This is a genomic window from Pseudomonas sp. B2021 (assembly GCF_018135665.1).
GTDB lineage: Bacteria > Pseudomonadota > Gammaproteobacteria > Pseudomonadales > Pseudomonadaceae > Aquipseudomonas > Aquipseudomonas lactis.
This window is the reverse complement of the sequence record NZ_SMOF01000001.1, coordinates 1,613,473-1,627,262: the sequence shown is the minus strand read 5'-3', so window position 1 is coordinate 1,627,262 and position 13,790 is coordinate 1,613,473. Positions and strand designations below refer to the sequence as shown.

General features: G+C 59.8%; 10 protein-coding genes. 1 reads left to right on the top strand and 9 read right to left on the bottom strand.

Annotation, left to right across the window (positions count from 1 at the left end; all coding sequences use genetic code 11):
* Window positions 1-3: 3 nt before the first annotated feature.
* The gene (locus E1K68_RS07265; RefSeq protein ID WP_003189203.1) at window positions 4-1,116 is read right to left on the bottom strand and encodes an S-(hydroxymethyl)glutathione dehydrogenase/class III alcohol dehydrogenase; all 1,113 of its coding nucleotides are present in this window, start codon (window positions 1,114-1,116) and stop codon (window positions 4-6) included.
* Window positions 1,117-1,225: 109 nt separating this feature from the next.
* Between E1K68_RS07265 and E1K68_RS07260 the strand changes: the two genes are divergently transcribed.
* Window positions 1,226-2,122: a LysR substrate-binding domain-containing protein gene (locus tag E1K68_RS07260; RefSeq protein WP_003189201.1), complete on the top strand. Its 897-nt coding sequence runs from the start codon at window positions 1,226-1,228 to the stop codon at window positions 2,120-2,122.
* A 171-nt stretch (window positions 2,123-2,293) separates the two neighbouring features.
* Here E1K68_RS07260 and ispD read toward each other — a convergent pair whose 3' ends face one another.
* The 8 genes from ispD to dnaE all read right to left on the bottom strand — a co-directional run bounded on the left by ispD (window position 2,294) and on the right by dnaE (window position 13,743).
* Window positions 2,294-3,001, bottom strand: coding sequence for a 2-C-methyl-D-erythritol 4-phosphate cytidylyltransferase (gene ispD, locus E1K68_RS07255; protein WP_137205000.1), 708 nt, complete (start codon window positions 2,999-3,001; stop codon window positions 2,294-2,296).
* Window positions 2,998-3,276 (bottom strand): cell division protein FtsB, encoded by a 279-nt coding sequence (gene ftsB / locus E1K68_RS07250; protein WP_003189195.1) that lies wholly within the window; start codon window positions 3,274-3,276, stop codon window positions 2,998-3,000. The genes ispD and ftsB overlap by 4 nt, the downstream gene beginning before the upstream one ends.
* A 171-nt stretch (window positions 3,277-3,447) precedes the next feature.
* Window positions 3,448-4,737 carry a phosphopyruvate hydratase gene (gene eno, locus E1K68_RS07245; RefSeq protein WP_003189193.1) on the bottom strand — a complete coding sequence of 430 codons (1,290 nt, stop codon included), beginning with the start codon at window positions 4,735-4,737 and terminating at the stop codon, window positions 3,448-3,450.
* A gap of 157 nt (window positions 4,738-4,894) precedes the next feature.
* Window positions 4,895-5,740 carry a 3-deoxy-8-phosphooctulonate synthase gene (gene kdsA / locus E1K68_RS07240; protein ID WP_003189190.1) on the bottom strand — a complete coding sequence of 282 codons (846 nt, stop codon included), beginning with the start codon at window positions 5,738-5,740 and terminating at the stop codon, window positions 4,895-4,897.
* Between the two features lie 5 nt (window positions 5,741-5,745).
* On the bottom strand, window positions 5,746-7,377 hold the full coding sequence (locus E1K68_RS07235; RefSeq protein WP_003189189.1) for a CTP synthase: 1,632 nt from the start codon (window positions 7,375-7,377) through the stop codon (window positions 5,746-5,748).
* 273 nt (window positions 7,378-7,650) lie between these two features.
* On the bottom strand, window positions 7,651-8,970 hold the full coding sequence (gene tilS, locus E1K68_RS07230) for a tRNA lysidine(34) synthetase TilS (protein ID WP_003189184.1): 1,320 nt from the start codon (window positions 8,968-8,970) through the stop codon (window positions 7,651-7,653).
* A gap of 174 nt (window positions 8,971-9,144) precedes the next feature.
* Window positions 9,145-10,092, bottom strand: coding sequence for an acetyl-CoA carboxylase carboxyltransferase subunit alpha (locus E1K68_RS07225; RefSeq protein ID WP_003189182.1), 948 nt, complete (start codon window positions 10,090-10,092; stop codon window positions 9,145-9,147).
* Window positions 10,093-10,221: 129 nt separating this feature from the next.
* Window positions 10,222-13,743: a DNA polymerase III subunit alpha gene (dnaE, locus tag E1K68_RS07220; protein ID WP_212613912.1), complete on the bottom strand. Its 3,522-nt coding sequence runs from the start codon at window positions 13,741-13,743 to the stop codon at window positions 10,222-10,224.
* Between the last annotated feature and the right edge of the window lie 47 nt (window positions 13,744-13,790).

Genomic DNA, 13,790 nt, shown 5'->3' with positions numbered 1-13,790 from the left:
ACCTCAGAAGTGAATGACGGTACGAATGCTCTTGCCTTCATGCATCAGGTCAAACGCTTTGTTGATATCTTCCAGGCCCATGGTGTGGGTGATGAAGGTATCCAGCGGAATTTCGCCGGTCTGGGCCATTTCCACGTAGCTTGGCAATTCGGTACGACCGCGCACGCCACCAAACGCTGAACCACGCCAGACGCGCCCGGTGACAAGTTGGAACGGACGTGTAGCGATCTCCTGGCCAGCACCGGCCACACCGATGATCACCGATTCGCCCCAGCCTTTGTGGCAGCACTCAAGAGCCGCACGCATCAGTTGCACATTGCCAATGCACTCGAAGGAAAAGTCCACGCCGCCATCAGTCAGGTCGACAATCACGTCCTGGATCGGGCGATCGTAGTCTTTCGGGTTGATGCAATCAGTGGCGCCCAGTTGCTTGGCGATTTCGAACTTGGCCGGGTTGATATCAATGGCGATGATGCGACCGGCCTTGGCCTTGACCGCGCCGATAATCGCCGACAGCCCAATGCCGCCCAGGCCGAAGACGGCCACGGTATCGCCCGGCTTGACCTTGGCGGTGTTGATCACCGCACCGATGCCGGTGGTGACACCGCAACCGAGCAGGCAGACTTTTTCCAGCGGCGCTTCTTTAGGAATCTTGGCCACGGAGATTTCCGGCAGCACGGTGTACTCGGAGAACGTCGAGGTGCCCATGTAGTGGAAAATCGGCTGGCCCTTGTAGGAGAAACGCGTGGTGCCATCCGGCATCAAGCCCTTGCCCTGAGTCGCGCGAATGGCCTGGCACAGGTTGGTCTTGCCACTCAGGCAGAACTTGCACTTGCCGCATTCCGGGGTGTACAGCGGGATCACGTGATCGCCCACAGCGACCGAGGTCACGCCCTCGCCGATGGCTTCCACCACTGCGCCGCCTTCATGGCCCAGGATCGACGGGAAAATGCCTTCCGGGTCTGCACCCGACAAGGTGTAGGCGTCGGTGTGGCACACGCCGGACGCGACCACCCGCAGCAGCACCTCGCCAGCCTTGGGCATGGCGACATCCACTTCAACAATCTCAAGGGGCTTCTTGGCTTCGAAGGCTACGGCGGCGCGGGACTTGATCATCCGGGTTTCTCCATCGGGTTAAAAACTGAGGCCGTGAGTGTAAAACATCGCCCATTGATGAATAATCCAGGCAAAAGCAAAACATTATTGCCATATAGGGACAATCAGCATGCTGGAGAACCGCTGGGAAGGCATTGACGAGTTTGTCGCGGTGGCCGAATGCAGCCAGTTCACGGCGGCGGCCGAGCGACTGGGGGTATCGTCCTCCCACGTCAGCCGGCAAGTGGCGCGTCTGGAAGAACGCCTGCAAACCCGATTGCTGTACCGCAGCACACGCAAGGTGACGCTGACCGAAGCCGGCCAGACCTTCCTGCAACACTGCCAACGTCTGCAGGACGGTCGCGAGGAAGCGCTGCGGGCGGTGGGCGACCTGACCAGCGAACCCAAGGGCATGTTGCGCATGACCTGCGCCGTGGCTTATGGCGAGCGTTTTATCGTGCCGCTGGTGACACGCTTTATGGCGCACTATCCGCAACTGCGCGTGGACATCGAGTTGACCAATCGCTCACTGGACCTGGTCCACGAAGGCCTCGACCTGGCCATCCGCCTGGGACGTTTGCAAGACTCACGCATGGTTGCCAGCCGCCTGGCACCTCGACGCATGTACCTGTGTGCGTCGCCCTCCTACCTCAAACGGTACGGTCGGCCACACAGCTTGTCGGAGTTGAGCCGGCATAACTGCCTGATTGGCAGTTCGGATATCTGGCAAATGGCCCAAGACGGGCGGGAATTTTCCCAGCGCGTGCAAGGCAATTGGCGCTGCAACAGTGGGCAAGCAGTGCTGGATGCGGCGTTGCAAGGCATGGGCTTGTGCCAGTTGCCGGATTACTACGTCCTGGAGCATCTGCACAGTGGGGCGTTGGTGTCGTTGCTGGAGGCTCATCAACCGCCGAATACTGCGGTGTGGGCGCTGTATCCGCAGCAGCGGCATTTGTCGCCGAAGGTGAGGAAGCTGGTGGATTTCTTGAAGGTGGGGCTGGCTGAGAGGCCGGAGTACAAGCATTGAATTGAGGTGGTCTGCACCGGCCTCATCGCGGCATAGGTATCTACACAACTTCGAGGCGACGCTGGACCTGTGGCGAGGGAGCTTGCTCCCGTGACGGCCTGACAGCCGAAGCTGATCTAGCTGACGCACCGCGATCCAAATGTGGGAGCTGGCTTGCCTGCGATGAAGCGGTTACCGCCGGTTAGCCCAGCGCAACTTCAACCACTCCAGATCTTCCGGCCGAGTCACCTTGATATTGTCCGAACGCCCTTCAACCAGACGCGGCGCCTGCCCGGACCACTCCATGGCCGAGGCTTCATCGGTGATCAGCGCATCGGCCACCAAGCTGTCCGCCAAGGCGCGATGCAAGGCGCCCAGTCGGAACATCTGTGGTGTGTAGGCCTGCCAGATCAGGCTGCGATCAATGGTGTCCACCACACGGCCATGCCTGTCAACACGCTTGAGGGTATCGCGCGCGGGCACTGCCAGCAGGCCGCCTACCGGATCATCGGCCAGTTCCGCCAGGAGCTTGTCGAGGTCATCACGGCTCAAATTAGGCCGCGCAGCGTCATGCACCAACACCCAGTCTTCATCACTGGCGCCCAGGGCATTGAGTTGCAGCAGCGCATTGAGAACCGAGCCGGAACGTTCCGAGCCGCCGTCGGCACGCTGGATACGCCGGTCATTGGCGCATGCCAAGCTGGGCCAATAAGGATCGTCAATTGCAAGACTGACCACCAGGCCCTTGAGGCATGGATGGTCGAGAAAACAGCCGAGGCTGTGTTCAAGAATAGTGCGCCCGCCCAGTTGCAGGTATTGCTTGGGACGGTCCGCAGCCATACGGGCACCGACGCCCGCGGCAGGAATCACGGCCCAGAAGGCCGGTAAATCGTGGCTCATTGGGCCAACTGGTAGAGGGTCTCGCCCTCCTTGACCATGCCCAGTTCATGGCGAGCCCGCTCTTCAACGGTCTCCGTGCCTTTTTTCAGCTCAAGCACTTCAGCGTCGAGGACACGGTTGCGCTCCAGCAGGCGTTCGTTTTCGGCACGCTGGTCGGCAATTTGCTGGGTCAACTCTTCCACCTGCGCAAAGCTGCCATTACCGACCCATAGGCGGTACTGCAGGCCAGCCAGCAACAAGAGCAAGACGAGGAACAACCAATTGGGACTGCGCATCGAAATCCGGGTATCCAGTGAAAAAAGACAGTCATGCAAACCTTTTGCAGCAACTGATAGCACAAAGCCTGGTAAAACCAGGCTTGCGCTTGTCAGTCAGCAGATTAGCGCCGAAATTCACATTTTCGTGAGATTTCTGACGCAATCCGCCGACTTTTTACCATTTACTGCTTAGCCGCGAAACTCGCCGCGACCGTTGTACTTGGCTTTACCTGCCAATTGCTCTTCGATGCGCAGCAATTGGTTGTACTTGGACACGCGATCGGAACGGCACAGGGAACCGGTCTTGATCTGGCCCGCCGAAGTACCCACGGCCAGGTCGGCAATGGTGGAATCTTCGGTTTCGCCGGAGCGATGGGAGATCACGGCGGTGTAGCCCGCAGCCTTAGCCATCTGGATGGCTTCCAGGGTTTCGGTCAGGGTGCCGATCTGGTTGAACTTGATCAGGATCGAGTTGGCGATCTTCTTGTCGATGCCTTCTTTCAAGATCTTGGTGTTGGTCACGAACAAGTCGTCGCCCACCAGCTGGATTTTCTCGCCGATCTTGTCGGTGAGAATTTTCCAACCATCCCAGTCGGACTCGTCCAGGCCGTCTTCGATCGAGATGATCGGATAGCGCTGGGTCAGGCCCTTGAGGTATTCAGCAAAACCTTCGGAGTTGAACACCTGGCCTTCGCCGGACAGGTTGTACTTGCCGTCTTCATAGAATTCGCTGGCAGCGCAGTCCAGGGCCAGGGTCACGTCGGTGCCCAGCTTGTAGCCCGCGTTGGCCACGGCTTCGGAGATGACTTTCAGTGCATCTTCGTTGGAGGCCAGGTTCGGCGCGAAACCACCTTCGTCACCCACGGCAGTGCTCAGGCCACGGGCCTTCAGTACAGCCTTGAGGTGATGGAAAATCTCGGTGCCCATGCGCAGGCCTTCAGAGAAGGACTTGGCGCCAACCGGCTGCACCATGAACTCCTGGATGTCGACGTTGTTATCCGCGTGCTCGCCACCGTTGATGATGTTCATCATCGGTACCGGCATCGAGTAGACGCCCGGGGTGCCGTTCAGGTTGGCGATGTGCGCGTACAACGGCAGGTCCTGGTCCTGCGCAGCCGCCTTGGCAGCCGCCAGGGACACGGCGAGGATGGCGTTGGCGCCGAGGCTGCCTTTGTTTTCAGTGCCGTCGAGCTTGATCATCGCGTGGTCCAGGGCTTTCTGGTCCAGCGGGTCCTTTCCCAGCAACAGGTCACGAATCGGACCGTTGATGTTGGCTACAGCCTTGAGTACACCCTTGCCCAGGTAACGGCTCTTGTCGCCATCACGCAGTTCCAGCGCTTCGCGCGAACCGGTGGAAGCACCGGACGGCGCGCAGGCGCTGCCGATGATGCCGTTATCGAGAAGCACGTCGGCTTCGACGGTGGGGTTGCCACGGGAGTCGAGAACTTCACGACCTTTGATGTCGACGATTTTTGCCATTGTTGTAAACACTCCAAAGTTGACGAAAACGACGCAGCTGAAGGAAATCTTTTGACCGACCGCAAGGGTGGAACAACGGGGCAGGCTTGCAGACGACAAGGCTCAGGCCCGGGGGCCTGAGCGTAAAGCGTGGGAAATTCTACCGGAGAAATGCCAGTTACGCGGTCTCTACCGTCGGAAAACTCTTGACCAGCTCGTCCAACTGCTTGAGCTGGGCCAAGAATGGCTCCAGCTTGTCCAGGCGCAGGGCGCATGGGCCATCACATTTGGCGTTGTCCGGATCTGGGTGAGCTTCAAGGAACAGGCCCGCCAGCGACTGGCTCATGCCCGCCTTGGCCAGGTCCGTCACCTGGGCACGGCGCCCGCCAGCGGAGTCCGAACGACCACCGGGCATTTGCAGCGCGTGGGTGACGTCGAAGAACACGGGGTATTCGAACTGTTTCATGATGCCGAAACCGAGCATGTCCACCACGAGGTTGTTGTAGCCGAAGCTTGAACCCCGCTCGCAGAGGATCAACTGGTCGTTACCCGCTTCCACGCACTTGCTCAGGATGTGTTTCATCTCCTGGGGCGCAAGGAACTGGGCTTTCTTGATATTGATCACAGCGCCGGTCTTGGCCATGGCGACCACGAGGTCGGTCTGGCGCGACAAAAAGGCCGGCAACTGGATGATGTCGCACACCTCGGCGACCACGGCAGCCTGCTCAGGCTCGTGGACGTCGGTGATGATCGGCACGCCGAAGGCTTGCTTGATGTCCTGGAAGATCCGCATGCCTTCTTCAAGGCCCGGGCCGCGATAGGAGGTGACGGACGAACGGTTGGCCTTGTCGAAGCTGGCCTTGAAGACGTAAGGGATACCCAGTTTCTGGGTGACCCGAACGTACTCCTCACACACCTGCATCGCCATGTCGCGGCTTTCCAGCACGTTCATGCCGCCGAACAGCACCATGGGCTTGTCGTTGGCAATCTCGATGTCGCCTACGCGAATGATCTTCTGGGCCATCTGGTTTACGCCTTCTTCTGGTGTTGCGTCAGTGCTGCTTTGACGAAACCACTGAACAACGGGTGACCGTCGCGCGGCGTCGAGGTGAACTCCGGGTGGAACTGGCAGGCCACGAACCACGGATGATCCGGTGCCTCGACCACCTCAACCAGCTTGCCATCACCGGAGCGACCGGAGATTTTCAGGCCAGCTTCTTTGATCTGCGGCAGCAGGTTGTTGTTCACTTCGTAGCGGTGACGGTGACGCTCGACGATCACGTCCTTGCCATAGCAGTCGTGTACCAGCGAGCCGGCCTCCAGCAGGCAATCCTGAGCACCCAGGCGCATGGTGCCGCCCAGGTCGGACGTTTCGGTACGGGTTTCAACGGCGCCGGTGGCGTCTTCCCACTCGGTGATCAGGCCCACGACCGGGTGGCCGCTGGAGTGATCGAACTCGGTGGAGTTGGCGTCTTTCCAGCCCAGCACGTTACGGGCGAACTCGATAACGGCCACTTGCATGCCCAGGCAGATACCCAGGTACGGCACCTTGTTTTCACGGGCGTACTGCACGGCAGTGATCTTGCCTTCCACGCCACGCAGGCCGAAACCGCCGGGAACGAGGATCGCGTCAACACCTTCGAGCAGCGCAGTGCCCTGGTTCTCGATGTCTTCGGAGTCGATGTAGCGCAGGTTGACCTTGGTACGGTTGCTGATACCGGCGTGGCTCATGGCTTCGATCAGCGACTTGTACGCGTCCAGCAGCTCCATGTACTTACCGACCATGGCGATGGTGACTTCATGCTCAGGGTTGAGCTTGGCGTCGACAACCGCTTCCCACTCGGACAGGTCGGCACCGCCGCACTGCAGGCCGAAACGCTCGACCACAAAATCATCCAGCCCCTGCGAATGCAGGATGCCCGGGATCTTGTAGATGGTATCGGCGTCTTCCAGGGCAATTACCGCACGTTCTTCAACGTTGGTGAACTGCGCGATCTTGCGGCGCGAGGAAATGTCGATCGGGTGATCGGAGCGGCATACCAGCACATCCGGCTGCAGGCCGATGGAACGCAGTTCCTTGACCGAGTGCTGGGTAGGCTTGGTTTTGGTTTCGCCGGCAGTGGCGATGTAGGGCACCAGTGTCAGGTGCATCAGCATCGCGCGCTTGGCGCCAACTTCGAAACGCAACTGGCGGATGGCTTCGAGGAACGGTTGGGACTCGATGTCACCCACGGTGCCACCGATCTCGACCATCGCCACGTCGGCATCGCCTGCACCCTTGATGATGCGGCGCTTGATTTCGTCGGTGATGTGCGGGATCACCTGGATGGTTGCACCCAGGTAATCACCACGGCGCTCTTTGCGCAGCACGTGCTCGTAGACACGGCCGGTGGTGAAGTTGTTGTTCTGGGTCATGGTCGTGCGGATGAACCGCTCGTAGTGGCCCAGGTCCAGGTCGGTCTCGGCGCCGTCGTGGGTGACGAACACTTCACCGTGCTGGAACGGGCTCATGGTGCCCGGGTCAACGTTGATGTACGGGTCCAGCTTGAGCATGGTGACCTTAAGTCCCCGCGCCTCCAGGATGGCCGCCAATGAAGCGGAGGCAATGCCTTTCCCCAATGAAGAAACAACACCGCCCGTGACGAATATGTAGCGCGTCATGAAAAACCCTAGAAGTCTGCGTTAAAGCGGTCCGAGCCGCCGGGGAAAGCGAAGGAAGGCCGAAGCCCCCGATCACCTGCATTAATCACAGTGCACCTTTCAAAAAAACCGCCGCGTTGTGACAGACCAGCAATGAAACACCGGTACGTTGATCGCTACACATTTTTTGGAATCGCCCAGCAAAGACTGCTTGGTAATCGGCAACGACTGCGATTCAGGCGAATCCACAGAAGTTGTATCAAGAAGGGAGCGTAGTCTACCGGAAAGGCGCTATCAGCTCAAACCTTGATCGCAGCTCTGTGGCAACCAATCCAATTGCACCTCACCCACCGACCGGGCCCATGCCCCCGCAACGCTTGGCACAGCCAGCAATTGCTCGCCCCGATAGACCAGCGGCAATCTGCCACGGACGAAGCCCGGCATGCCGCTTTCATTCAGCAGACGCTTGAGATCACGCCGGCCTCGGCCCGGTACGTCGATGATTTCGCCACCCTGGCGATATCGGATCACTAGCGGGCCTTCGGGAGCCTCGCCAATAAACTTCAGTTGGCCATTGCCCGTTAACTCTAGTGGATTTTGCGGATCGGGCCAGCTCACCGATGCGTCGGAAAACTCCGACCAAGTTGAAGGTAACCACCAGATGCGTTCACCGCTACGCTGCATTTGGCCGTCGGCCAGGCGCCACAGAGGCTGTGCGTCCCCCTTGGCATCGCGCAGGGCATGCCAACCAGCCCAGTGGTCGCTGTCCGGTAAACCGGTCAGTGGTATCAGCCAATGCCGCAGGGCGTTACGCTGGCGGGCATCGGATAGTTCACGCAATGGCTCAAGCGCCAGAGACGGCAGCGGTAACCAGGGAAACGTAGAAGGCTGATCGGCGCGCTGCAGGTCCATCAGCGCCAACTCGTCGAGCAGCCCTTGCGCCTCAGCCATGTGTTCAGCCGTGCGAGCCAGGTGGGTGATCGCCTGGGGCCAGCGTTCCGTCAGGGTTGGGAATACGCGGTGACGCAGGTAATTGCGGGAAAACCGTGGATCAGCGTTGGAGGGATCTTCGATCCACTGCAACTGATGCTGATGGGCGTAGGCTTCCAGCTCGCTACGAGAGAATGCCAGCAACGGCCGCACCAAGTGGCCCTGCGCTAAGGGGCGATGCTCAGGCATAGACGCCAACCCTCGCACGCCGGCGCCACGCAGCAGGCGAAACAGCAGGGTTTCGGCTTGATCGTCGCGATGCTGGCCAGTGAAAAGCACCTCCCCTGCCTCCATGACTTGCATGAACGCTTGGTAGCGCGCCTCGCGGGCCGCGCGTTCAAGGCTCGCACCGGGACTGACCTGCACGCGCATGACGCGCAAAGGTACGCCCAGGGCGTCGCAGACCGATTGGCAATGAGCAGGCCATGCATCGGCAGCAGCTTGCAGACCATGGTGGACATGAACGGCGCTGACAGGAGGCAGGTTTTCGATTTTGGCCAGTGAGGCCAGGAGGTGCAGCAGGACGGTGGAGTCGAGACCACCGGAGAACGCGATATGCCAGGCCGGCGCGTTGCGCCAGGGGGCCAGGGTGTGCAGGAGTGTGGCCGGCAGGGTTGGTTTCATCACACGTCACCGCCGCAAAGCTTGAATACGTTCGTCAGCATACACAAAGCAAATGTGGGAGCCGGGCTTGCCCGCGATGCAGGCACCTCGGTGTATCAGTGATACCAAGGTGATGCTATCGCAGGCAAGCCAGCTCCCACACAAGCCGGCTCCCACATTGGGTACAGCGTCGGCTTAGAGGCCGTAGCTCATCAGGCGCTCATAACGACGAGCCAGCAGCGCTTCGTTATCCAGCTTCTTGAGCATCGCCAGTTGCGAACCCAACTCGGCACGGATGGTCGCAGCGGCGGCAGCCGGGTCACGGTGGGCGCCGCCCAGTGGCTCGGCGATAACCTTGTCGACGATACCCAGGCCTTTGAGGCGATCGGCGGTGATGCCCATGGCTTCGGCAGCGTCCGGCGCCTTTTCGGCGGTTTTCCACAGGATCGAGGCACAACCTTCCGGCGAGATCACTGCGTAGGTCGAGTACTGCAACATGTTCAGTTGGTCGCAGACACCAATGGCCAGCGCACCGCCAGAACCACCTTCACCGATCACGGTGGCGATGATCGGGGTTTTCAGGCGGGCCATGACGCGCAGGTTCCAGGCAATCGCTTCGCTCTGGTTGCGCTCTTCGGCGTCGATACCCGGGTAGGCACCTGGCGTGTCGATGAAGGTCAGGATCGGCATCTTGAAGCGCTCGGCCATTTCCATCAGGCGGCACGCCTTGCGGTAGCCTTCCGGGCGCGGCATGCCGAAGTTGCGGCGTACTTTCTCGCGCACTTCACGGCCTTTCTGGTGACCGATCACCATCACCGGCTGGTCGTCCAGGCGAGCGATGCCGCCCACAATAGCCGCGTCGTCGGAGAAGTGACGGTCGCCGTGCAACTCATCGAACTCGGTGAAGATGTGCTCGATGTAGTCCAGGGTGTAAGGACGGCGAGGGTGGCGAGCCAGGCGCGCGATCTGCCAGCTGGTCAGCTTGCCGAAGATGTCTTCGGTGAGCGTGCTGCTCTTGTCTTGCAGGCGAGCGATCTCATCGCCGATATTCAGCGAATTGTCATTGCCGACCAGGCGCAGCTCTTCGATCTTGGCTTGCAGGTCAGCGATCGGCTGTTCGAAATCAAGAAAATTCGGGTTCATAAGCGTCCGTCTTGGGTCGACGGCCAAGGGGTGCCTGGCCAGCCGGTTGTCTATTCGCGCCCTACCTTAAGGGAGAGGCGCGTTTAGGTCGAGATTAAATGTTTAGTCGAGATCAGACTCATCTGACCGTCAACGGTATTGGAGGAAGACGTTGTCTCGCCCGAACTGGTCACGCAAAGCTTGAATCAAGCCATCAGCGGGATCAATTCGCCACGTCTCGCCAAACTGCAACATGGCCTTGGCATCGCTGCCCGTGTATTCCATGGTCACCGGGCATGCGCCACGGTGGCGTTTGAGCAAGTCCCCCAACCAGCGTAGCTGATCGCCTTTAAGCGCTTCGGTCTTGACCTTCAGGCGCAGGCTCTCGGCCAGGTTGGTACGGGCATCTTCCATGCTCATCACCCGCTTGATACGCAGGCGCAGGCCACCGGAGAAGTCGTCATTGCTGACCTCCCCTTCCACCACCACCATGGCGTCGGTCTGCAGCAGTGACTGGGCGGAGTGGAACGCGTCGGCAAACAATGACGCTTCGATGCGGCCCGAGCGATCATCAAGGGTGATGAAGCCCATCTTGTCGCCCTTCTTATTTTTCATCACCCGCAGGGCGATGATCATGCCGGCGACGGTCTGGGTATCCCGCGCCGGTTTCAGGTCGATGATGCGCTGACGGGCGAAACGGCGGATTTCGCCTTCGTACTCGTCAATCGGGTGACCGGTAAGGTACAGGCCCAAGGTGTCTTTCTCACCTTTCAGGCGTTCCTTGAGCGTCAGCTCCTTGGCCTTGCGATGGTTGGCGTAGACATCGGCATCTTCTTCGACGAACAGCCCGCCAAACAGGTCGGCGTGGCCGCTGTCATGGGTACGGGCAGTCTGTTCGGCAGCCTTGATCGCCTCTTCCATGGCGGTCAGCAGCACCGCACGGTTGCGGTCGATATTGGCCTGGTAAGCCTTCGGCTCATCATGGAAGTACGGGCCAAGACGGTCGAGTGCGCCGCTGCGGATCAGGCCATCGAGGGTACGCTTGTTGATGCGCTTGAGGTCCACCCGCGCACAGAAATCGAACAGGTCTTTGAACGGCCCGTCCTGACGCGCCTCGGTAATGGCCTCCACCGGGCCTTCGCCCACGCCCTTGATCGCGCCGAGGCCATAGATGATGCGGCCTTCGTCGTTCACCGTGAACTTGAACTCCGAAGCGTTCACGTCCGGCGCATCGAGGCGCAGCTTCATGGTGCGCACTTCCTCGATCAAGGTCACGACCTTGTCGGTGTTGTGCATATCCGCCGAGAGTACCGCCGCCATGAACGGCGCCGGGTAATGGGCTTTCAGCCAGGCGGTCTGGTACGACACCAGGCCGTAGGCGGCGGAGTGGGATTTGTTGAAGCCATAACCGGCGAATTTTTCTACCAGGTCGAAGATGTTACCGGCCAGGTCGGCATCGATGTTGTTAGTCGCGCAGCCTTCAATGAAACCGCCGCGCTGCTTGGCCATTTCCTCGGGCTTTTTCTTACCCATGGCGCGGCGCAGCATGTCCGCACCGCCGAGGGTGTAGCCGGCCATCACCTGGGCGATCTGCATCACCTGTTCCTGGTACAGGATGATGCCGTAGGTCGGCGCCAGTACGGGCTTGAGGCCCTCGTACTGGTAGTCGGAGTGCGGGTAAGCCAGCTCGGCCCGGCCGTGTTTACGGTTGATGAAGTCATCCACCATGCCCGATTGCAGCGGGCCCGGACGGAACAGGGCCACCAGTGCGATCAAGTCTTCCAGGCAGTCGGGCTTGAGCTTTTTGATCAGCTCTTTCATGCCCCGGGATTCAAGCTGGAACACCGCGGTGGTTTCGGCTTTTTGCAGCAGGCTGTAGGTCGGTTTGTCGTCCAGCGGGATAAACGCGATATCCAGCGGTTCTTCGCCGATCTTGGCACGGTCGCGGTTGATGGTCTTGAGCGCCCAGTCGATGATCGTCAGGGTGCGCAGGCCGAGGAAGTCGAACTTCACCAGGCCGGCCGCCTCCACGTCGTCCTTGTCGAACTGGGTGACCAGGCCGTCGCCTTCTTCATCGCAATAGATCGGCGAAAAGTCGGTGAGCTTGGTCGGCGCGATAACCACACCGCCCGCGTGTTTACCGACGTTACGCACCACACCTTCGAGCTTACGCGCCATGTCCCAGATTTCAGCGGCTTCTTCATCGACCTTGATAAAGTCGCGCAGGATTTCTTCCTGCTCGTAGGCTTTTTCCAGGGTCATGCCGACTTCGAACGGGATCATCTTCGACAGGCGGTCGGCCAAACCGTAGGACTTGCCCTGCACCCGCGCTACGTCGCGGATTACCGCTTTGGCGGCCATGGAACCGAAGGTGATGATCTGGCTTACCGCGTTGCGGCCATATTTTTCGGCCACGTATTCAATCACGCGGTCACGGCCATCCATGCAGAAGTCGACGTCGAAGTCGGGCATGGAAACCCGTTCCGGGTTCAGGAACCGTTCGAACAGCAGGTCATATTCCAGCGGGTCAAGGTCGGTGATCTTCTGTACATAGGCCACCAGCGAGCCAGCACCTGACCCCCGGCCCGGACCTACCGGTACGCCGTTGTTTTTGGCCCACTGGATAAAGTCCATCACGATCAGGAAGTAACCAGGAAATCCCATCTGGATGATGATATCCAGCTCGAAATTCAACCGGTCGACATACACCTGGCGCTTGGCTTCGTAGTCTTCGGTGGTGTCCTTGGGCAGCAGGACGCTGAGGCGTTCTTCCAGGCCATCGAACGACACTTTGCGAAAGTATTCGTCGATGGTCATGCCATCGGGAATCGGGAAGTTGGGCAGGAAGTGCTTGCCCAGCTTTACTTCAATGTTGCAGCGCTTGGCGATCTCGACGGAGTTCTCAAGGGCCTCGGGCAAATCGCTGAACAACTCCGCCATTTCATCGGCGCTTTTGAGGTATTGCTCTTCGCTGTAGTTCTTCGAGCGGCGCGGGTCATCCAGGGCCCGGCCCTCGCCGATGCACACGCGGGTTTCGTGGGCTTCGAAATCTTCTTTCTTGATAAAGCGCACATCGTTGGTCGCCACCAGCGGCGCACCCAGCTTATCGGCCAGGGCTACAGCGGCGTGCAAATGCTCTTCATCGTTGGGGCGATTGGTGCGCTGCACTTCCAGGTAGAAACGGCCCGGGAATACCTGCATCCACTCGCGCGCCAGCACCTCGGCTTCCTGGGGGTTGCCGCCCAGCAGCGCGATACCGATTTCACCCTCTTTGGCCGCCGAGAGCATGATCAGGCCTTCGCTGGCTTCGGCCACCCACTCGCGCTCGATGATGATCGAGCCGTTGCGCTGGCCATCGATAAAGCCACGGGAAATCAGTTCGGTGAGGTTGCGGTAACCCACGCCGTTCATCGCCAGCAGGCTGATGCGGCTCAGGGGGTTATCCGGGTCTTTGTTGGACAGCCACAGATCGGCGCCGCAGATCGGCTTGATGCCGGCGCCCATGGCGTTCTTGTAGAACTTGACCAGGGAACACATGTTGTTCTGGTCGGTAACCGCGACCGCAGGCATGTTCATGCCCACCAGGGTTTTGACCAGCGGTTTGATCCGTACCAGGCCGTCGACCAGGGAGTACTCAGTGTGCAGGCGCAGATGAACGAATGAAGCCGGCATAGTGATCCTGTCTTGATACATGAAAACAACAAGGCCCGGATTGTACC

Coding starts and splice junctions, on each gene's coding strand:
- E1K68_RS07265 (WP_003189203.1), bottom strand. CDS start 1,116: ATGATCAAGTCCCGCGCCGCCGTAGCCTTCGAAGCCAAGAAGCCCCTT.
- E1K68_RS07260 (WP_003189201.1), top strand. CDS start 1,226: ATGCTGGAGAACCGCTGGGAAGGCATTGACGAGTTTGTCGCGGTGGCC.
- ispD (WP_137205000.1), bottom strand. CDS start 3,001: ATGAGCCACGATTTACCGGCCTTCTGGGCCGTGATTCCTGCCGCGGGC.
- ftsB (WP_003189195.1), bottom strand. CDS start 3,276: ATGCGCAGTCCCAATTGGTTGTTCCTCGTCTTGCTCTTGTTGCTGGCT.
- eno (WP_003189193.1), bottom strand. CDS start 4,737: ATGGCAAAAATCGTCGACATCAAAGGTCGTGAAGTTCTCGACTCCCGT.
- kdsA (WP_003189190.1), bottom strand. CDS start 5,740: ATGGCCCAGAAGATCATTCGCGTAGGCGACATCGAGATTGCCAACGAC.
- E1K68_RS07235 (WP_003189189.1), bottom strand. CDS start 7,377: ATGACGCGCTACATATTCGTCACGGGCGGTGTTGTTTCTTCATTGGGG.
- tilS (WP_003189184.1), bottom strand. CDS start 8,970: ATGAAACCAACCCTGCCGGCCACACTCCTGCACACCCTGGCCCCCTGG.
- E1K68_RS07225 (WP_003189182.1), bottom strand. CDS start 10,092: ATGAACCCGAATTTTCTTGATTTCGAACAGCCGATCGCTGACCTGCAA.
- dnaE (WP_212613912.1), bottom strand. CDS start 13,743: ATGCCGGCTTCATTCGTTCATCTGCGCCTGCACACTGAGTACTCCCTG.